This is a genomic window from Prodigiosinella confusarubida (assembly GCF_002847015.1).
GTDB classification, from domain to species: Bacteria; Pseudomonadota; Gammaproteobacteria; order Enterobacterales; family Enterobacteriaceae; genus Prodigiosinella; species Prodigiosinella aquatilis.
Window position 1 is genome coordinate 3,671,475 of sequence record NZ_CP025085.1, and the last position, 19,203, is coordinate 3,690,677.

Below are 19,203 nucleotides of genomic sequence, written 5' to 3' on the forward strand. Positions count from 1 at the left end.
AATTAGTGAAAATGCATTAATTAACATTTCCTTTTGATGGAGAATTTAATCAGTCAACGCGAATGGATATCTTATATGCAGATGAAAAAAACAGAATGAAAATAAATGACATAAGGTAAGTGTTGGTGGGTCGTATAGGGTTCGAACCTATGACCAATTGATTAAGAGTCAACTGCTCTACCAACTGAGCTAACGACCCAACGGGGACGCATTATTCTCTGATTAACGCCATCTGTCAAATGGTTCGTATTATTTTTTTAACTCACTAAGAGAGATAACTGTGTTTAAACAACACTCTCGCTGCCAAGTTTGGGTTTTCATACTATATCTTGTACTGTAGTGAGCTTATTTGCTACTTACCGTCTAATTGGCTACAAAATAGGCAGACTCACATCGAACATTATTTCACCATATGAAATGGTGCTCACCCCTTATAAAATAAGTACAGCAGTGACACTATAATATTACTACTGGTTTAGAATGAAATATTACAGAGAGCCATTCAAGAGCATCTAACAACATCACAGACACGAAACAGGAAAAACAATTAAATGGTAGATCAATCAAAAGAGGTTGAAGCTAGCGATCTCACAGGAACCGGCCATGACGGTTTACAAAGAAATCTGACTAACCGACATATTCAGCTAATTGCTATTGGTGGTGCTATCGGTACCGGACTATTTATGGGTTCAGGTAAAACCATCAGTCTGGCAGGACCATCAATTATTTTCGTTTATATGATTATTGGTTTTATGCTGTTTTTTGTCATGCGAGCAATGGGTGAGCTATTGCTCTCAAACCTGAACTATAAATCATTCAGTGATTTTGCAGCCGACTTGCTCGGCCCCTGGGCAGGTTTTTTTACTGGCTGGACTTACTGGTTCTGTTGGATAGTTACCGGTATTGCAGATGTTGTTGCCATTAGTGCCTATACACAGTTCTGGTTTCCCGACGTTTCCCAGTGGATTTCCTCTTTGCTATGTATACTGCTGCTTCTGACGTTAAATCTGGCGACTGTTAAGCTGTTTGGTGAAATGGAGTTCTGGTTTGCGATGATAAAGATCATTGCTATCACTGCGCTAATCATTATAGGTGTCGTACTCGTTGCCATGCACTTCCCCTCTCCATCCGGCACCACCGCTTCTTTTACCAACTTGTGGAACGATGGCGGGATGTTCCCCAAAGGGATTACTGGATTCTTTGCCGGCTTCCAGATAGCAGTATTTGCTTTTGTAGGCATTGAATTGGTAGGTACAACAGCTGCTGAAACAAAAAACCCTCATGTTGTATTACCGCGTGCTATCAATGCCATACCGATTCGCATCATTATGTTCTACGTGTTCGCTCTGGTCATGATTATGTCAGTCACGCCCTGGAGTCATATTGCAGCAGATCGCAGCCCGTTTGTTGAAATGTTTGTATTGGTTGGATTACCAGCAGCTGCCAGCATAATCAATTTTGTGGTTTTAACCTCTGCTGCCTCATCTGCCAACAGTGGAATATTTTCCACTAGTCGCATGCTATTCGGATTGGCCAGACAAGGCGATGCGCCACAGCGTTTCGGTGTTCTGTCAAAGCACGCAGTTCCTTCTACTGGACTTCTGTTTTCCTGTACCTGTCTGCTGTCAGGTGTCATTCTTATCTATCTGATCCCTAATGTAATGACTGTATTTACTCTGGTTACTACGGTATCAGCGATTTTGTTCATGTTTATCTGGAGCATTATTCTATTTTCGTATCTGGCTTATCGGAAACACCGACCTCAGCTACATGAAAGTTCGCAATACAAAATGCCATTAGGTAAATTCATGTGTTGGGTGTGCATCACCTTCTTCGCTTTTGTACTATTCCTGCTGATGCTACAGCCGGATACCCGGCAAGCACTGCTTGTCACACCAATATGGTTTATTGTGCTGGCTATTGCATATCTCTTCATCTATAAGAAAAAACAGACGATTTAATCGTTCTGGCAGGATATATGTGCTGAAGGAAATCAAAGAAATACCAGGAAGGTTGGATTAACGCGGTCAGCTATATCAGATAACTGACCGCGTTAAGATCAGGCATTTACCGTTTGCCGAACACCATTAACCGCACTCTTTGCCTGCTCACATTGATTTAAAATAGTTTGCGCATGTGAATATAGAATTTTTCCTGCCTCAGTCGGCGTCACTCCACGACGACTACGCACCAGCAACTGTTTTTCAAGCTCACCTTCCAGCGTAGCAACTTGTTGACTCAGCGCTGGTTGCGCGATATGCAACATTTCAGCAGCCTGCGTCAAGCTACCGATATCAACGATTTTTACAAAATATTTGAGTCGTCTAAGATTCATGTGTACCTCCCGAATAGTCACCTTCTACAGGTAGCAAAAACCGCGCCATATTCCTTTTAGTCGCGAATAAAAAACATGGGATGAGCTTAAGAGGTTGTATAAATAAGTAAAAGCAATGGTCCATTAAATTTAAGGTTATGAATTCGCTATGGTCTTTCCAATAGAGTCGCCCCCTTGAATGCACCATTACAGTGCACTATTTGCAATCTGCAAGTGCACCAGTTTGCTGGCGCACCGATTAGTCAGGCCAGAGTAAGGGATGCTATGACAATAGTTTCAATGAGTTGATTAGAAGTGCATCAAACGATTCCAGAAGAAGGTTCCATCCTTTGACAAGGCCAACTACTGCCGCTATCATCCCTCGCACTCAGCGATTCCTCTGTAGTTCAGTCGGTAGAACGGCGGACTGTTAATCCGTATGTCACTGGTTCGAGTCCAGTCAGAGGAGCCAATTTCCTGCTTTCATGCATCCTTGCGAATCCCTATATGATTCAGATTCAATAAGTTAGCGTGAAAAGTCTTCCCGGTGCATGTTCAGTTTTCCCTCCGCATCGGGAGAATTTGGTGGTCAGATTTGGGGTCAGGTTAGTTCGATGACGGAGTGACCCCCACATGTCTCTTAATGATTCAAAAATCCGCAACTTAAAAGTTTCCGCAAAACCCTTCAAAGTCGCCGACTCTCATGGTCTGTACCTGTTGGTTAATCCCGGCGGTTCGCATCTCTGGTATCTCAAATATCGCATCAACGGAAAAGAATCTCGTCTTGCTTTAGGTGCCTATCCTGTTGTCTCTCTCGCTAATGCGCGTCAACAGCGTGATGGCATCCGTAAACTGCTGGCGCAGAATATTAACCCCGCACACCATCGGGCGGCTGAAAAAGCGCCCCGGTCACCAGAAAAAACCTTCAGGGATGTGGCGCTGGACTGGCATCAAAGCAACCGAACATGGTCAGAAAACCACGCCACTCGCCTGCTTGCCAGCATGAACAATCATATCTTTCCGGTTATCGGGCACTTGCCGATCACAGAACTGAAACCCCGTCATTTCATCGCCCTGCTGAAAGGCATTGAGAAAAAAGGCCTGCTGGAAGTGGCGTCCCGTACCCGGCAGCACCTGTGCAACATCATGTGCCATGCCGTGCATCAGGAGCTGATTGAAAACAATCCGGCGGCCAATCTGGACGATTCCCGCCACCCGCGAAGCCATCCCCGGTGTGCGTTACTCCGGGCGTGGCGCGAAAATGCGCACACCGCATATCGTTCCCCTCTCCCGTCAGTCCATCACTATTCTGAAACAGATACGGGAGATAGCCGGTCATCAGGTACTGGTATTTCCCGGCGATCACAATCCGTATAAACCGATGTGCGAAAACACGGTCAACAAGGCTTTGCGCCTGATGGGTTATGACACAAAAGATGACATCTGCGGTCATGGCTTCCGGGCAATGGCCTGTAGCGCGCTGATGGAATCCGGCCTGTGGTCACAGGATGCCGTTGAGCGCCAGATGAGCCATCAGGAGCGCAACAGCGTGCGGGCAGCTTACATCCATAAGGCGGAATACCTTGATGCCCGAAAAGCGATGATGCAATGGTGGTCGGATTATCTGGATATGTGCCGGAAAGTGTATGTGCCACCTTATATTTGTAGGAAGGGAAGCATCTGCACAATGGGATTACCCCTCTGACAAAACAAACCATAAAAATAGCCGTATCAGTCTGTACTGGTACGGCATTTTTTTGGCTTCAATTCGGAGAAATTGTTGTTCGAATTACAGGCGCACTTAGCTTTCAAGTGCAGCAAGGATTGCGGCTTCCATTTTCTCGGGAGGAGTGAACGGTGCAAACCGCTTGAGCGGTTTGCCACCACGTCCAATCAGGAACTTAGTGAAGTTCCACTTGATCCACCCACCCAACACACCGGGCAATGCTTCTTTCAGATAACGGAACACCGGGTGCGTATCGGTGCCGTTGACCTCCACTTTCTCGAACATCGGGAAGCTCACACCGTAGTTGATGTAACAGGTTTGAGCGATTTCGTCGGCGTCGCCGGGTTCCTGCTTACCGAACTGGTTGCAGGGGAAACCAAGCACCACCAGCCCCCGGGCGGCGTACTTCTTGTAGAGCGCTTCAAGGCCTGCGTATTGTGGCGTGAAGCCACAATGGCTGGCGGTATTAACCACCAGAACCAGTTTACCAGCATAGTCGTCCATAGAAATGAGCTGACCACGCAGGCTGGTGGCAGTCAGTTGATGAAAAGTGGTCATGACGGCATCCTCAGCGCAGAACCAGTTCGACCACTGCATTGCCGCGCAGTGTGCTGGTGGCGGGTAAATCCTGCTCCTGATTGCGTAGCAGGTCCGGAGTCGTGACGTTAAGCTTTACCGCGAGGGCGCTCCCAACGGTGGTGGTGTCTTGAGTTTGGTAGAAGCGCTTCATGACATCGTTCCTCGGCGGTTTTTAGCGCAATTAAACTGAGTGTGATACGTCTTTGCAAAGTCGAACGAAAAGGACAACAAACAGACGATCTTTGACCTGCGCCCCATTAATTAACACACCATATGTTGGTCATCTTTGTTTTTGGCACCAGGTCAGCCATATGAAATTGCATTGTGCTGAGTATATGACTATTAACCCCGCCAGCAACAACGTTTGCCATTCACTTTTTAAACTTTTGCGCATAGTGATGCCCATTACTCAAAACCGTGGTCTCATAGACATGACCAGGTCACGCGTTGTTACCTGACGGTGTTATCGGCTTTCGCCCGCAGAGACAGCCGCATAGAGTCTGGTGTATTCATGCCCTCAGGGAGATCACCGGTTTTGCGCTTAGCGACGAATCTTCCGCAAAGTGCCCATCATTTACGGCAATCTCTTACACCCGGTTCGCAATGAAGAGCGCCAGATAAGCTTGATATTCATCCTGGCGAACCCGGGAAATGTAAGCATTGGCGAGCCGTTTATTTTCAAAGACGATACGTATCCGCATCGTTTTCTGGTACAGGCCACGCTTTTTATAGTTATCTGGTGCGCCAAAATAAAGCGTCCCGCTTACGCTGTCAGTGTATAAAGGACATACGCTTTCAATTCACACGAAGAACTATCTTGCCCTGAATACGTCCTTTGGAAGCGCGCTCATGCGCAGCGGCGGCGTCAAAGAGATGATAAGTGCTGTCTGTCACCACACGCAGTAACCCGCTTGAAAGCAACTGGCCTGCTTCCTGAAGTTGCTGACCGCTGGAACGAACCTGTGTAGATGAAACGATAATGCCGCGAAGGTCGGCTTCGCTCTGCCCGGCAAAACCCAGTGGATTAACCAGATAAAGCGCCCCGCCGGGTCTGATGATATTGAGAAACCGTTCCACATTTGTACCACCAACAGCGTCAATAACCAGATCGACACTCTGCACAACCGTTTCTGCGGCTTGCCGGGTGTAATCAATAAACTCGCTGGCGCCCAGTTCACGCAGCAGTGCTTCATGTTTGCCGGACGCGACAGCGATGACTCGCGCCCCCTTCCATCTGGCAACCTGTACGGCAAGATGGCCTACACCGCCCCCGGCCCCATTGACCAGAACCGTTTTGCCTTCCAGCGCGACAGGTACATGCGGAAAGGACTGGAAAGGATTGGGTGCATCATGACCGGTATCAACCAGAAACTGCCATGCAGTCAGAAGTGACATAGGCGCGGCCGCGGCATGCACATAATCGATTCCCGGCGGTATTAACGCAAGCTCGTCGTCAGCAACGCAGATGTATTCTGCATAGGCTCCACTGCCTTTCATCAGATCCTGTGGAAATCTCACCATGGCATATACATCATCACCAACTTGAAAATGGCGGACACCCTCTCCTGCAGCCACAATGACACCGGCGATATCGGTGCCGGGGATAAGTGGAAACGTGGGGCTGGGTCGCCATTGGGGCGGCAGCGTACGGTACCCATCCCGCAGGTAAAGATCCGGCGGGTTAATACTCGCTGCATGCACACGCACCAGGACTTCACCAGTGCCTGGTGTCGGTCGGGGTGCATCTTCATAATGCAGCACTTCGGGTCCGCCAAACTCATGCAACCGCACGGCTTTCATCACTGCTGTCATTACTGTTTCCTCTGCTGTATGTTCGATTCAAGCAGATTAGGACAGTTACCTTGAGTTGATAATAGTGCTCTGTTTCGCTTTACTTATGACATGAAAGAACAAATTGGTTTTGAAAGCCTGACAGGGCTTATCGCTTTTGCTCGCGCCGGATCGCTGGGCAGTTATACGGCCGCCGCCCGCGCTTTATCTGTTTCACCTTCCGCTGTCAGTAAAAGTATCCAGCGACTGGAACGGCACCTCGGGCTGACACTTTTCACGCGAACCACCCGATCGCTGACGCTTACGCCTGAAGGCCGTGACTTGCATGAGCGGGTGCTGCGATTATTGCGGGATGCCGAAGAGATTGAGCAGGTAGCGAAAATAGCGCGTGCGGAACCCAGAGGCACCGTACGTGTTGCCGCCTCGCTTCCGGTGGGACTGCATATGCTTCCCCCACTACTGGCGCTGTTTCGCCAGCGTCAGCCTGACGTGCACATTGATCTGCGTCTGAGCGACAATCTTGCTAATGTGGTTGATGAGGGCATTGATGTTGCCATACGGATTGGCGATCTCCCTGACTCGCGGCTGTTGTCGCGCCGTCTCCCGCCGTATCAGCTGTGTTGCTATGCTTCCCCTGCCTATCTGAGCAAACACAACGCCCCACTGCATCCCGACGAACTGATGGAGCACGAAACGGTGAACCTTCGCTATAAAAGTACCGGTCAGTTGTTTCGCTGGCCATTCCGCATTGGGGAGCGGGAAATCGAGATGTTGCTCCCCTCTGCGGTTGTCGCCGATGCAAGCGAGGGCGTATTGGCAACGATAGCGGCCGGTACCGGCATTGGAATGGCATCAAGCTTTATGGCCGCGTCTTGGCTTGAGCGAGGAGAGTTGATCCCTGTACTGCCAGCATTTGCCGTAAAACGGCATAACCTGACCGTTCTCTGGCCTGAAAGCCGCCGCGCAAATCCAGCCGTACGCGCCTTTCTGGATCTGTTATTTGAGCGTTTGAAAGCGTGACACACTGCGTAGCAGCGCACGGATGCTGGTTTATACCCCACACCGCACGACTACATTTCAACTTGTAGCTATGTCGTTTGCCCTGCCCCTTTTTTAATTGACGCACTGAACCTCGCAACATCTGTTTATTGCGCAGAGCGAACTCTTGATGTTGTGATATAAAATCCATAAAAAAACAAAAGAGACATGCTCTTTTGTTTCTTTAATCTATTTATTTAAATTGAGGGAGATAATCCTTATTAATCTCAATCATTTCATCCAGAATCTGTTTAGTAACATTTCCTTTTCTCACTAATGGGTTAATTGTCAAGGCCTGAAGAGCTATACCGTAGTCACCTTCAACACCTGCCTTAACAGTTAATTCTTCAAAGGCTTTTTGCAGCTGCAATGTTCCACGAATTGCTGGATTTTCAATAGCAGGAATATTTAATGGGTGCGCCCCAGAAGCTGTAATCAGCGATGTTACTTCAATCGCACAATCTGGAGGTAGTTCGGAAATAGTACCATTATTACGTGTATTTACGTGCATAAGGATACCTTTATTATTGTAAATGCTATTAATCAATTCACATGCTGCATCAGAATAGTAAGCGCCACCACGTTCTTCAAGCTGCTTAGGCTTAATATCAAGATTAATATCTTCGTATAATTTAAACAGTTCTTTTTCGATCGCTTGGACCTCTTCCCCGCGCGTTACAAAATCTTTTGCATCCATTTCCTTATGTTCAGAATCATCCTGCATATAATAATACTGGTGATAGCCACACGGAATTGCATTAAGTTGTCTTAGTTGCTCAGGCACCCATGTTACCTTACCGAGGTTTTTTGGTAACTCGAAATCATCCCCTTCACACATTCGATCGATGACTTCTTTAATATGATCTTTTCCTTTATTATCCCAAATGTGAAATGCATGGATAAAATGGTTTAGGCCAGCGAACTGTATCTGAACCTTTTCCCCAAGTAATTCCTCGATGCCATATTGAGTAATAACAGGAACATTGCACAAGCCAATAACTTTAACGCTGGTGTGCTTTAATACAGTTTCAGTAATGATACCTGATGGATTAGTAAAGTTAATAAGCCAGGCATCTGGACAAATGTTTTCAATATCTCGACAAAGATCTAATGTCACAGGAATGGTTCGCATTGCTTTTGCAAACCCACCGATACCATTTGTTTCCTGACCAATCATTCCATATTTATGTCCAAGACGTTCATCTTTAATTCGGGCAGGGATCATGCCTACCCTCATTTGAGAACATACAAACAATGCGCCCTCTAACGCCTCAGCACGATAGAAGGTAATCGTCAGATTAATTGGCAAGCCCGCTTTTTGAATCATTCGTTTAGCAAAAGCACCAACGGTTTCAACTTTATAACGACCTTCCTCAATATCATACAGGCAGATATCAGTAATAGGCAATTCATGGTACCTGTTGATAAACCCTTCAACGATTTCCGGAGTATAGCTGGAACCACCACCAATAATTGCTATTTTAAGCATTTTGTTTTTCCTTACATTGACGATACAACTCAACAAGTTCAGTTGCAATTTCTTTGCATAACATACCATTCATAATATGATCTTGGATGTGGGTTAAAATTAAGGTCATTTGTATTTTACCTTTACCCTCATCCATACTAATTAATTCAGTCTGACATTTATGGACCTCTTTGAAGATTTCATCAGAGATCTGTAACTGATGAAGTGCTTCCGAATGAGAACCCTCGCGAGCTTTAAAGATAGCGTCCATAGCTGCGCTTTTAGCAGCACCGGCCTGACAAAGTAAATTCATTAAATATTCTTCATCAAGAACAGAATTAGTTTCCATAGTTAAACCTATATTTATAATTTAAATTAGATCATTCAGTTTTTAATTTATTGCGCCGACTCTTCTTTTAGCAAAGATCTTTCATATATCTTAAAGAATGGAAAATATATAATAGTGGCAAGAGTAAAGTTAATTGCAATAACTACCAGTGCCTGAACTGACCAGTTTGTTGCCCACATAGCGCCAATCGGAGCAGGCGTGGTCCATGGCGGAAGAATAACAATCCGATGAAGCAGTTCAAGTTTAAATGCAAACCATGTTACGGTACCACAGACTAAAGGTGCCACGACCCATGGAATAAAGAATAAAGGGTTGAGCACAATAGGAGTACCGAATACCATAGGCTCATTTATATTAAAACAACCTGGAATCAATGATAATTTACCAATTGATTTTAAATGCAATGAGCGTGACCGCAAGAATAGTAGCACTAACCCAAAGGTCGCACCTGATCCGCCAAGCTGAATGAAAAAGTCAATTAATGGTTGAGCAAAAATCTTTGGTAGCTCTGTCCCTGGAGTACCTGCCGCAAGGGCTTGCTGGTTAACCGCTAAGTTTGATAAAACAAACGGAGCTATAACTCCGCTAGCAATCGTTGCCCCATGGACACCAGCCCACCATAGAACCTGAGCAACGAGGGTGATCAGCAACACAGCGCCCAGACTGTCAGAAGCAGAAATAAGTGGTTTGAATGCTTGCATTATTAACTCAGGAATGATCATCCCAGTTTGCTTGTAAACAATCACACTCAATGGATATACAACAATCATGACTAAAGCTATTGGAATCAGTAAGTCAAAGGATTGCCTGATTTTATCAGGAACTTGTTCTGGTAGTTTTAATCCAATGTTGTTTTTTATTAAGAAGTGCATCATCTCAGGAATGAAAATCCCGATGATCATTGCCGTGAAAATTCCTGTTCCCCCCATATTTGCTATGGGCAGTGCTTCATTACTCGTCATGGGGGCTGAAAGCATTAAAAATGTTACTAGTGATAAGATACCCGCAAGAAATGGGTTAAGTTTACGGTAGTTTTTGGCTAAGTTATAACCGAGTCCAGTTACTACCCATAATGCCATTATCCCCATAGTATAATTATATGGAGCCATAATTTCATTATGATATTTCGCTGCAAAAACAGTCCAAAAATTCACTGTTTGCTTTGAAAAAGGAGGGTATGCAATAACAAGCGCAAATGAACCGACAATAATAAAAGGGATTGCACCAATAAAGGCATCCCTAATTGCCATAACGTGTCGTTGAGCCCCGATCCTACCTGCAAAAGGCGCAAGATGCTCTTCTAAGAAATAGAATAATTTGTTTTTCATAATACACCTGGTAATTAGATTTTTGACAAGGCTTGATTTATGGCTGCTTCTCCAATAAACATGCCGAAATCTTTAATTTATATTTTAGAATAGGGTAATTATTTTTCCATAAAACACCTGACAATTAGATTTCTGACAAGGCCTGATTTAGAATTGCTTCACCATTAAGCATCCCATAGTCTTTCATTTCTATTTTATAACACGCCTTACCAGACTCATCGCATCGTTTTTTAAAATCATTAAACTTATAACTTACCTGTGGAGCTACCATACAAATATCATAACGTGGCAGCATGTCTTCAAACTCAGAAATTGAATATGCTTCAATAGCGATATCAAGACTTTTCGCAGTTACGACTTTCCTCATGTTATTAACAACCATTGATGTCGACATACCCGCCGCACAGCATAAAAAAATTTTAACAGTCATAATAAAGCCTCTTCAAATATTATTTGATAATGTATCTCTCTTATCGTGCGTAAAACTCAAAACTGTATTGATTTAGCCGAAAAATATTGATGCTATACTCAAATACTTTTCCTTTTTCATATTCCCCCATTGAAATTACTTTCAAAAGTGGGTGGTTTACTTTGACATCAAGGACTTTGCTTAACCTTTTATCAGCCAGTTCAACTGATACGATTTGTTTATTCCCATAAATACTTATTCCTTTCGAACGGACATAGCTATATTTTGATCCTGACATGATCTCGACTGTTAGGTCAGAAAACATATTTACTGGCATGTATGTTCTTTCAAAAATCTCAGCTTCATTATTTATATATCTGATGCGCTCAATATGAAAAACCTGATCTGTAGGTCCTAAACAAAGCCGTTCACCTACCATTGCATCTGGATGAATGATCTCAAATGTTATGACTTTGGTAGTGACTTCTTTTCCTTGTTTCTTAATCTCTTGCTGGAAACCCGTTAGCTCAGCAGCGCCATGAATCGCTGATTTATTTTTCTTTACATAAGTACCTGAACCTTTCACTCTTACAAGCAAATCTTGCTCCGCCAGTAAAGCCAGTGACTTACGCAGGGTCATCCTGCTTACGTTATAAATCTCACATAGCTCGACTTCGGTGGGCAGCATGTCTCCTTCCGAATAGAAACCCTCATTAATTTTATAGACTAGGTCGTCGGCGATACTGATATAAACTGGCTTCATATTAACTCTTATACATACTCACTAATGTACATACCGTATACATTTTGTGGTTGTATGTATACCATTAGTATAGTCATATTTTATAATTTCGTGATCGGACTCACATAGCTCACGCGCCACTATCTGAAAGCTGACGTGGTCCCTCTCAGTGTCATCATATAGATGTCACCCTCTATAAAAGAATGATCCAGGGAGTGATGGAGTGACACGTAAAGCGAATTTCCCCCGAGCATACAGCTGGTGTGCTGGCAAAATTACGGGCATGGCCGTAGCCGCGGTTGCGCAGAGGGAAGGAACATCTGAAGCTATCCTGTGTAACTGGCGTAATCAGGCTAAATATGAGGAAAACCGGTGCGGGTGCAGACAACACAGTGGACAATGACCAGCAGAAGCACTGGCGAAGGCAGCAGCGATACTGCTGCTACGAAAACTATTACGGAGAAACTGAAGACGACTGACGCCGACGAATGAGCAATGTCAATTTATCCGCCAGATAAATGAAGCCGTGGCAGTCAGTGAACATCATGCGTGGCCTGTGCGTCAGTGGTGCGTGGTCGCTGGCATTATCTGTATCTGGTAGAAAATGAAAATGTGTTCAGTCGGAAAATAACTGGCGCTGAAGTTCACGAAAAAAAGAAATAGCCTTATTCGGCAATACTTCCCTAAAAGGATCTGTCTGGCTCAACATTCACAACAGGATCTTGATCAAGTCGCAGAAAAATTAAATGACAGGTCGAGAAAAACACTGAAATTTAAAACGCCAAAACAAGTTTTTGAAAATGATATTACGTTGACAAGTTGAATCTACAGTAGCATTTTTAAAATATCAGTTTCCATTTCAATATGTTGTAACCCTCTTTCAAGTTGCATGTGCGTTGGCTGCGGCGCTCAACTACTTCCCCCATCCTTGGGCCTCGCCCCTTTATGGTCGCTGCGAGCAGCGTTCAAATCTACTCCCGGCAGATTTGCCCGATGAACTTACTTGAGTAAGCTCATCGGGACTCCTTCACTTGCCACCGCCCTGCAACTCGAAATCTATTGGGTATATATTAAATGGCAAGAAACCATTAGATTATATAGCTGGCTCACCTTCGTAAGCTTTTCTGTAGAGCTCGATAACTTGTTCTTTAGTCGCTTTACGTGGATTGGTCAGCTGACAAACGTCTTTTTTAGCATTTTCAGCCATAATGGCGAAATCTTCTGGTTTAACACCAAGGCTCTTCAGATCACGAGGAATACCAACTTGCTTGCTCAATCTTTGAATAGCGTTGATAGCTTTAACCGCAGCATCATCAGTGGAAAGACCAACTATATTTTCTCCCATCGCTTCTGCAATATCCTTGAATCGATTAAGATTGCTCATTAGGTTAAATGATTCTATGTAAGGTAATAGAATTGCATTACATACACCATGCGGTAAATTATAAAAACCGCCAAGCTGGTGAGCCATAGCATGCACATAACCTAAAGAGGCATTATTAAATGCAATGCCGGCCAAATATTGAGCATAAGCCATATTGTCTCTGGCTTTCATATATTCACCATTAGCAACAGCCTTAGGTAAATATTGGGTAATCATTTTAATTGCTTTTAATGCTGCGGCATCAGTAAGTGGATTAGCCATTGTTGATACATACGCTTCAATCGCATGGGTCAATGCATCCATCCCCGTTGCGGCAGTTAACGAGGGCGGCATACCTACCATTAACTCAGGATCGTTAATTGAAATTTGCGGTGTAACACGCCAGTCGACAATGGCCATCTTAACTTTGCGGTCGGTATCGGTAATGATGCAAAAACGCGTGATTTCAGAGGCCGTACCGGCAGTGGTATTAATTGCCATTAACGGGATCATATCATTACTGGATCTATCAACGCCCTCATAATCCCTTATATTTCCGCCATTAGCCGCAACCAGACCAATGCCTTTGGCACAGTCGTGTGACGATCCACCACCAAGCGAGACTATTGAATTACAACCTTGTTCCCGATAGACCATAATGCCATCAGCGACGTTTTTATCTGTCGGGTTAGGTTCCGCACCAGAGAAGACATGAGTGTCAATTCCCGACTTTTTATAAATTTCAGCGACTTTATCCGCCATACCACTCTGAGCAAGAAATTTGTCAGTAACGATCAGTACTTTTTTAGCGTTTAGCGTTTTCGCTAACTCACCTACTTCTTGCACACTACCTTCGCCGAAAACATTGCGTGTCGGTAAAAAATAATAAGTTGACATGTATTTTCCTCTCATTGATTAGTCTTTACATTGTGTCCATGAATATATTTAAGCTATCGCCACAAAAATAAAAAAACACCACCAAAATTTTCGGAAACATATTTTCACAGAAAATTGATACAAACTTATAATGTCACTATACCCGCGGCGACAGGACACGTGCTGGGAATAATATATGAAAACAAAATAATAATTGTGAACAACCTCACAAAATATAAGGTTTTTGTCATTAAAAGGTTACAGATATATCAGCACTATTGTTGCAAGATAATACGATGATGCAACCTCATCTATTTATTTTATTGATAAAAATAACAAACACTTTCATATTCCAATATATCCATTAATGCCACGTTCTTACATCATAAAAATATAAGTTATATTTCGTAGACCACCCTCTAAAGTAGCATAAAATGTCACCATGTGATTTCACAATGTAACATCAGCCGTGAATACGAAGGAAAGCATCATTATTAAATAAGGAAATGCCAAGTATCCAAAAACCTCGAAGAGAACTTTGATCTGCAACTGTTTTCCGCCACCACGGACAGGGCTATCCCCCACGCCATGTAACCGCCGTTTCTATGAGAAGGCTACCGATTTAGCCTATAGCTTACCAATAAGAAACAAACTGTAATGATAATTAATATTGACATTTAGTTGATTAAACATTAGTTTCAAATGAAATAAATGCCTAGTCAATATGTTGTAAGCATGAAGAAAAAACTTGCTGAAAATACCTATCCACTTGGTTTGCTGATTCACCTGGCAAACCAATTTAAAGATCAATTAATTAATGAATACCTTGCCGGTAGTGACATTACCGCTGCCCAGTTCAAGGTATTAATCAATATTCGTAACGGGTTTGTCAGTCCGGTGGAAGTGAGTAAGAACATGATGATGGACGGGGGTGCACTGAGTCGCATGATTGAACGGATGGTGAAACGGAAACTGATTCTGCGTCTGCCTCACCCCAGCGATAAGCGTCAAGTGATCTTGGCGTTGACTGAAAAAGGGACGACGATTTGTCAGCGTTTCGAGCTGGAGGGGATACAGATTTTACCGGTACAGATGACCGCCCGGCTTACCCCTCAGGAAACGGAACAACTCACACAGCTCCTCACCAAGATGTTGCCGAATGACGTCATAGAACGCTTTTTCCCTCAATAAACGAACAAATGGCAAAGGTCATCACCATCATGGAAACAAAACCAGATTCCCCTCTTCCACACACCAGTCGACGTAAACGTAATTTTGCTGTTTTGCTGGTCATTTTGCTGTTGGCTGCTGCTGCTGGTGGGGTCTACTACCAACTGTATGTGCGTTTTTATGAGACCACCGACGATGCCTATGTTGATGGCAACCAGGTAACACTGACACCACAAATCGACGGTACTGTGACAAAAATCAGTGTTGATGTCGGAGATTATGTAAAGAAAGGGCAAACACTGGTGCAACTCAGTCCGAGCGATACCTACATCGCCTTGCAACAGTCGGAAGCGTCGCTGGCCAAGACCGTGCGCCAGGTACGTGGTCTGTACAGTACCGTGGATAACTATCAAGCGCAGGTGAAAGCCCAGCAGGTGGCACTGCAACAAGCCATTGGCGATTATAACCGTCGTAAAGGACTGGCCGCCAAAGGTGCCATCTCCACAGAATCGCTGGCGCATTATCAGGATGCGGTCAACAGCGCCCGCAGCAACCTTAATGCAGTAGAAGAGTCTCTGCGCGTCAATCAGGCCATGGTCAATAATACCGTGATCGACAATCATCCCGAGATCAAAAGTGCGGTGGCAGACCTACGTAGCAAGTATCTGGATTGGGCACGCTGCGCTATTGTTGCTCCAGTAAGCGGTTATGTTGCGAAGCGCTCCGTTCAGTTGGGGATGCACGTGAGTTCCGGCGCGACGCTAATGACAATCGTGCCCCTTAATCAGATATGGGTCGATGCCAATTTTAAAGAAAGCCAAATGCAGCAAATGCGGCTTGGTCAGCAGGTTACCCTGACCTCCGACATTTATGGTGATAAGGTGGTGTACAAGGGTGCGATAGAAAGCCTTGGTATCGGGACTGGCAGTGCCTTCGCCTTGTTACCTGCCCAAAACGCCAGCGGAAACTGGATAAAAATCGTCCAGAGGCTCCCGGTGCGCATTGCTCTTGATCCAGAAAGTATAAAGCAATATCCGCTGCGTATCGGTCTGTCGATGTACGCCAAAGTGGATATTCACAATGATCAAGGCAAATTATTACCCACAGAAACGGTCAGTACGCCACGTTATCACACCGATGTTTACGACGTTACTCTTAAGCAAGCTGACGAACTGGTAGCGCAAATTCTCCATGACAACAGTTTACCGTTGACGAACACCCATGGCTAAGGAAGCAGTGATGAACGATAAGGCTGCTTTTACACCGCCGAGTCTGGCACTGGCGACATTCGCAATCTCGCTGGCGACATTTATGCAGGTGCTGGACTCTACGATTGCCAACGTATCGTTGACGACGATTGCCGGTAGTCTCGGCGTCAGTTCGGATCAGAGTACCTGGGTGATAACCTCTTTCGCCGTGTGCAACGCCATTTCCCTGCCATTGACTGGCTGGCTTTCCCGTACCATGGGTCAACTACGACTGTTTATTGTCTCGGTTTTACTGTTCAGTCTTGCGTCTTTCCTTTGCGGTTTTGCGCAGAACATGACAGAGCTGATTATTTTCCGGGCCTTACAGGGTTTCTTTGCCGGTCCAATGTACCCCATGTGCCAAACGCTGTTGCTGATGATATTTCCACCCTCACGGCGCAACATGGCACTGGCACTTTTGGCGATGGTGACAGTAGTAGGTCCGATCGTCGGCCCTATTACTGGTGGCTGGATCACCGATAGTTATTCCTGGTCGTGGATTTTTTACATCAACGTGCCGATCGGCATTTTTGCCTCGATCATTGTCTGGATGCAGCTACGTGACTGGCGGAATACCATAGAACGCGTCAGTGTCGACTATATCGGTATTGGGCTGTTGGTCATCGGCGTTGGTTTGTTGCAGGTAGTGTTGGATAAAGGCAATGATCTGGACTGGTTTTCTTCCACGAATATCGTAACGATGTCGGTTATTTCCGCCATCGCGCTGGTGTCCTTTATTATCTGGGAGTTGGGAGAACGCCACCCGATTGTTAACCTACGGCTGTTTGCCGACCGAAATTTCACTGTCGGTACGCTATCGTTGATGCTCGGGTACGCCGCATTTTTTGCCATTAATGTGATTCTGCCTCAATGGCTTCAGAGGTGGATGGGATATACCGCAATCTGGGCAGGACTGGCAGCCGCGCCAATGGGGATGTTGCCAGTGATACTGTCGCCGATTATTGGACGTTACGGCAACCGGGTGGATTTACGGCTGCTCGCCACAGTGTCGTTTGTGATCATGGGATTATCATGTCTGATGCGCGCTCAATTCAACACCAATGTAGATTTCATGACTATTGCCGGTGTGCAGCTATTCATGGGAATGGGCGTGGCGTTTTTCTTTGTGCCACTGACCTCTATTTTGCTCTCGAGTCTGCATGGCAAGGATGTGGCTGAAGGCTCAGGACTGGCAACCTTTTTGCGCGTATTGGGTGGGAGTTTTGCCTCATCGCTTTCCACCTGGATCTGGTCAAATCGTGAGATTTATCACCACGCGATACTGAGCGAAAGCGTGTCCATATATAATCCGGCTGCGGTAAGTTACCTCCATCGGATGGGCGGTATCACGCAAACCAATCTGGCACAACTGGATCAAACAGTGCAACAACAGGCGTGGATGTCCTCGACTATTGATTACTTCCATTTATTGGGGTGGGGCTTTCTGGGACTGATCGTGGTTATCTGGTTTGCCAAACCACCTTTTACAACGCCAGGACCAGTATCATCAGGGCATTAACTGGCTTAACGATATCAGAGCGTCGTTTTCACCTGTCTGCAACGCCAAATCTATTAGGTATATAATTCGCTAACTTATTCAGAAATGGACGAAATAAATGAAAGTGTTAACTTTTGGAGAAATGATGTTGCGGCTGAAACCTGTCGGTAACAATCGCATTATTCAGTCCGATGTTTTTGAAGCCGCCTATGGCGGTGCCGAAGCCAACGTCGCGGTATCATTATCACTGCTTGGAAATAACGCCGCCTACCTGACCAAATTGCCCAAAAATCTATTGGGTGAAACAGCACTTTCCACACTGCGTAAATATGGTGTCGATACGACAAAAGTGTTACGTGGCGGAAACCGTTTGGGGATCTACTTCTTCGAGAAAGGTGCCAGCGTACGCGCTACCAATGTCGTCTATGATCGTGCTGGGAGCGCTTTCGCGGAAGTGAAACAGACAGAGTTCAACTGGGAAGCCATTTTCAGGGATGTCGATTATTTCTATTTCTCCGGTATCACTCCCGCCATTTCAGTCGAGCTGGAACAAGCCGTAACAGCTGCCTGCGTCTACTGCCAGAAGCATAATATCCCGGTGGTCTGCGACATGAATTACCGTGGCAAGATGTGGTTACCAGAAAAAGCGCAAACAGTGATGTCCAGGCTGATGCATTACGTCACAATTTGTATCGCCAATGATGAAGATTTCGAAGCGACGCTCGGCATCAAGGCATTTGATGGCGATATGTCCCGCGGCATCGAACAGATTGACGCGTTTAAAGACGGCATGCAGGAAGTCACCAGAAGATATCCAGGTTGCAAGATGGTAGTCAGTGTCCTGCGTAATATCCAATCCGTCGAAGACAGCCAGTGGATGGGGCTGCTGCTGAGTGAAGGTACATTCTATGAAACCAACCGTTACAATGTGCATGTAATGGAAGGCGTTGCCGCAGGTGATGCTTTTGGCGCCGGCTTAATGCACAGCCTGCTACACAAATTTGACACACAGGAAGCGATTGAATTTGCGATTGCAGCCAGCGTATTGAAACTGACCATCAGCGGTGATTTGAATCTGGTTCAGGAGTCAGATATCCGCGCGGTGATGAAAAAAGGCGGTGGCGCAAGCCTCAGCCGCTAAGCGGTAGGAAAAAGTATTCCGGCTGAAGCTATCGGCCGGAATACGCCCATAGCTTACGGATGACATCGGGTTATGCAGCCCCCGCCAGGCAATAACCATCTCTGGTGACCCATTTTCAGCAGGAATTACTGCTGATAAGACGCTGATTAGCGTCGCGGGCAACC

General features: G+C 45.4%; 15 protein-coding genes, 2 tRNA genes and 3 pseudogenes. 9 read left to right on the top strand and 11 right to left on the bottom strand.

What is annotated here, in order from left to right; all coding sequences use genetic code 11:
• Positions 1-123 precede the first annotated feature (123 nt).
• Positions 124-199, bottom strand: a tRNA-Lys gene (locus tag CWC46_RS16795).
• Between the two features lie 352 nt (positions 200-551).
• Between CWC46_RS16795 and cycA the strand changes: the two genes are divergently transcribed.
• Positions 552-1,961 (top strand): D-serine/D-alanine/glycine transporter, encoded by a 1,410-nt coding sequence (gene cycA / locus CWC46_RS16800; protein ID WP_021015389.1) that lies wholly within the window; start codon positions 552-554, stop codon positions 1,959-1,961.
• Between the two features lie 107 nt (positions 1,962-2,068).
• Here cycA and CWC46_RS16805 read toward each other — a convergent pair.
• Positions 2,069-2,335 (bottom strand): annotated as a pseudogene (locus tag CWC46_RS16805) (LysR family transcriptional regulator); the annotation flags it as partial.
• Positions 2,336-2,710: 375 nt separating this feature from the next.
• Between CWC46_RS16805 and CWC46_RS16810 the strand changes: the two are divergent.
• Together CWC46_RS16810 and CWC46_RS16815 are read left to right on the top strand one after the other, a co-directional pair.
• Positions 2,711-2,786: transfer RNA gene (locus tag CWC46_RS16810), tRNA-Asn, on the top strand.
• Between the two features lie 161 nt (positions 2,787-2,947).
• A pseudogene (locus CWC46_RS16815) lies at positions 2,948-4,019 on the top strand (tyrosine-type recombinase/integrase).
• A 96-nt stretch (positions 4,020-4,115) separates the two neighbouring features.
• On the opposite strand, the gene CWC46_RS16820 reads toward CWC46_RS16815, so the two are convergent.
• The 3 genes from CWC46_RS16820 to CWC46_RS16825 all read right to left on the bottom strand — a co-directional run bounded on the left by CWC46_RS16820 (position 4,116) and on the right by CWC46_RS16825 (position 6,431).
• Positions 4,116-4,598 carry a glutathione peroxidase gene (locus tag CWC46_RS16820; protein ID WP_021015386.1) on the bottom strand — a complete coding sequence of 161 codons (483 nt, stop codon included), beginning with the start codon at positions 4,596-4,598 and terminating at the stop codon, positions 4,116-4,118.
• A gap of 10 nt (positions 4,599-4,608) precedes the next feature.
• A complete protein-coding gene (locus tag CWC46_RS22930; protein ID WP_021015385.1) occupies positions 4,609-4,770 on the bottom strand; it encodes a hypothetical protein in 162 nt (53 codons plus the stop codon).
• Positions 4,771-5,414: 644 nt separating this feature from the next.
• Positions 5,415-6,431, bottom strand: coding sequence for an NADP-dependent oxidoreductase (locus CWC46_RS16825; protein WP_021015384.1), 1,017 nt, complete (start codon positions 6,429-6,431; stop codon positions 5,415-5,417).
• A 90-nt stretch (positions 6,432-6,521) separates the two neighbouring features.
• Between CWC46_RS16825 and CWC46_RS16830 the strand changes: the two genes are divergently transcribed.
• On the top strand, positions 6,522-7,430 hold the full coding sequence (locus tag CWC46_RS16830; RefSeq protein ID WP_021015383.1) for a LysR family transcriptional regulator: 909 nt from the start codon (positions 6,522-6,524) through the stop codon (positions 7,428-7,430).
• Positions 7,431-7,641: 211 nt separating this feature from the next.
• On the opposite strand, the gene CWC46_RS16835 is transcribed toward CWC46_RS16830, so the two are convergent.
• From CWC46_RS16835 to CWC46_RS16855, 5 genes are all read right to left on the bottom strand, one after another.
• On the bottom strand, positions 7,642-8,937 hold the full coding sequence (locus CWC46_RS16835) for a 6-phospho-beta-glucosidase (protein ID WP_021015382.1): 1,296 nt from the start codon (positions 8,935-8,937) through the stop codon (positions 7,642-7,644).
• The gene (locus CWC46_RS16840) at positions 8,930-9,265 is read right to left on the bottom strand and encodes a PTS sugar transporter subunit IIA (RefSeq protein WP_021015381.1); all 336 of its coding nucleotides are present in this window, start codon (positions 9,263-9,265) and stop codon (positions 8,930-8,932) included. Before CWC46_RS16840 ends, CWC46_RS16835 begins: the two co-directional genes overlap by 8 nt.
• Before the next feature lie 47 nt (positions 9,266-9,312).
• A complete protein-coding gene (locus CWC46_RS16845; protein WP_021015380.1) occupies positions 9,313-10,593 on the bottom strand; it encodes a PTS sugar transporter subunit IIC in 1,281 nt (426 codons plus the stop codon).
• Between the two features lie 124 nt (positions 10,594-10,717).
• On the bottom strand, positions 10,718-11,023 hold the full coding sequence (locus CWC46_RS16850) for a PTS sugar transporter subunit IIB (protein ID WP_021015379.1): 306 nt from the start codon (positions 11,021-11,023) through the stop codon (positions 10,718-10,720).
• A 40-nt stretch (positions 11,024-11,063) separates the two neighbouring features.
• Positions 11,064-11,765: a GntR family transcriptional regulator gene (locus CWC46_RS16855; RefSeq protein ID WP_021015378.1), complete on the bottom strand. Its 702-nt coding sequence runs from the start codon at positions 11,763-11,765 to the stop codon at positions 11,064-11,066.
• A 637-nt stretch (positions 11,766-12,402) separates the two neighbouring features.
• Between CWC46_RS16855 and CWC46_RS23335 the strand changes: the two are divergent.
• Positions 12,403-12,567 (top strand): annotated as a pseudogene (locus tag CWC46_RS23335) (IS30 family transposase); the annotation flags it as partial.
• A 270-nt stretch (positions 12,568-12,837) separates the two neighbouring features.
• Here the strand turns inward: CWC46_RS23335 and CWC46_RS16865 are convergent.
• Positions 12,838-14,004 carry an iron-containing alcohol dehydrogenase gene (locus CWC46_RS16865; protein WP_021015377.1) on the bottom strand — a complete coding sequence of 389 codons (1,167 nt, stop codon included), beginning with the start codon at positions 14,002-14,004 and terminating at the stop codon, positions 12,838-12,840.
• Positions 14,005-14,718: 714 nt separating this feature from the next.
• Between CWC46_RS16865 and CWC46_RS16870 the strand changes: the two genes are divergently transcribed.
• The 4 genes from CWC46_RS16870 (at position 14,719) to CWC46_RS16885 (ending at position 19,039) form a co-directional block, all read left to right on the top strand.
• Positions 14,719-15,174 carry a MarR family transcriptional regulator gene (locus CWC46_RS16870; RefSeq protein WP_037380807.1) on the top strand — a complete coding sequence of 152 codons (456 nt, stop codon included), beginning with the start codon at positions 14,719-14,721 and terminating at the stop codon, positions 15,172-15,174.
• A 29-nt stretch (positions 15,175-15,203) separates the two neighbouring features.
• Entirely contained in the window at positions 15,204-16,382 is a 1,179-nt protein-coding gene (locus CWC46_RS16875; protein WP_021015375.1) for an HlyD/EmrA/EmrK family protein, read from the top strand.
• A gap of 10 nt (positions 16,383-16,392) precedes the next feature.
• Positions 16,393-17,919, top strand: a complete 1,527-nt coding sequence (locus CWC46_RS16880; RefSeq protein WP_021015374.1) for a DHA2 family efflux MFS transporter permease subunit — start codon at positions 16,393-16,395, stop codon at positions 17,917-17,919.
• A 97-nt stretch (positions 17,920-18,016) separates the two neighbouring features.
• Positions 18,017-19,039, top strand: coding sequence for a sugar kinase (locus tag CWC46_RS16885; RefSeq protein WP_021015373.1), 1,023 nt, complete (start codon positions 18,017-18,019; stop codon positions 19,037-19,039).
• Positions 19,040-19,203: the final 164 nt, after the last annotated feature.

Bases quoted from the DNA above. Each gene is read 5' to 3' on its own strand.
- cycA (WP_021015389.1), top strand. From the start codon at position 552: ATGGTAGATCAATCAAAAGAGGTTGAAGCTAGCGATCTCACAGGAACC.
- CWC46_RS16820 (WP_021015386.1), bottom strand. From the start codon at position 4,598: ATGACCACTTTTCATCAACTGACTGCCACCAGCCTGCGTGGTCAGCTC.
- CWC46_RS16870 (WP_037380807.1), top strand. From the start codon at position 14,719: ATGAAGAAAAAACTTGCTGAAAATACCTATCCACTTGGTTTGCTGATT.
- CWC46_RS16885 (WP_021015373.1), top strand. From the start codon at position 18,017: ATGAAAGTGTTAACTTTTGGAGAAATGATGTTGCGGCTGAAACCTGTC.
- CWC46_RS16865 (WP_021015377.1), bottom strand. From the start codon at position 14,004: ATGTCAACTTATTATTTTTTACCGACACGCAATGTTTTCGGCGAAGGT.
- CWC46_RS16850 (WP_021015379.1), bottom strand. From the start codon at position 11,023: ATGACTGTTAAAATTTTTTTATGCTGTGCGGCGGGTATGTCGACATCA.
- CWC46_RS16825 (WP_021015384.1), bottom strand. From the start codon at position 6,431: ATGACAGCAGTGATGAAAGCCGTGCGGTTGCATGAGTTTGGCGGACCC.
- CWC46_RS16845 (WP_021015380.1), bottom strand. From the start codon at position 10,593: ATGAAAAACAAATTATTCTATTTCTTAGAAGAGCATCTTGCGCCTTTT.
- CWC46_RS22930 (WP_021015385.1), bottom strand. From the start codon at position 4,770: ATGAAGCGCTTCTACCAAACTCAAGACACCACCACCGTTGGGAGCGCC.
- CWC46_RS16830 (WP_021015383.1), top strand. From the start codon at position 6,522: ATGAAAGAACAAATTGGTTTTGAAAGCCTGACAGGGCTTATCGCTTTT.
- CWC46_RS16880 (WP_021015374.1), top strand. From the start codon at position 16,393: ATGAACGATAAGGCTGCTTTTACACCGCCGAGTCTGGCACTGGCGACA.
- CWC46_RS16835 (WP_021015382.1), bottom strand. From the start codon at position 8,937: ATGCTTAAAATAGCAATTATTGGTGGTGGTTCCAGCTATACTCCGGAA.
- CWC46_RS16875 (WP_021015375.1), top strand. From the start codon at position 15,204: ATGGAAACAAAACCAGATTCCCCTCTTCCACACACCAGTCGACGTAAA.
- CWC46_RS16855 (WP_021015378.1), bottom strand. From the start codon at position 11,765: ATGAAGCCAGTTTATATCAGTATCGCCGACGACCTAGTCTATAAAATT.
- CWC46_RS16840 (WP_021015381.1), bottom strand. From the start codon at position 9,265: ATGGAAACTAATTCTGTTCTTGATGAAGAATATTTAATGAATTTACTT.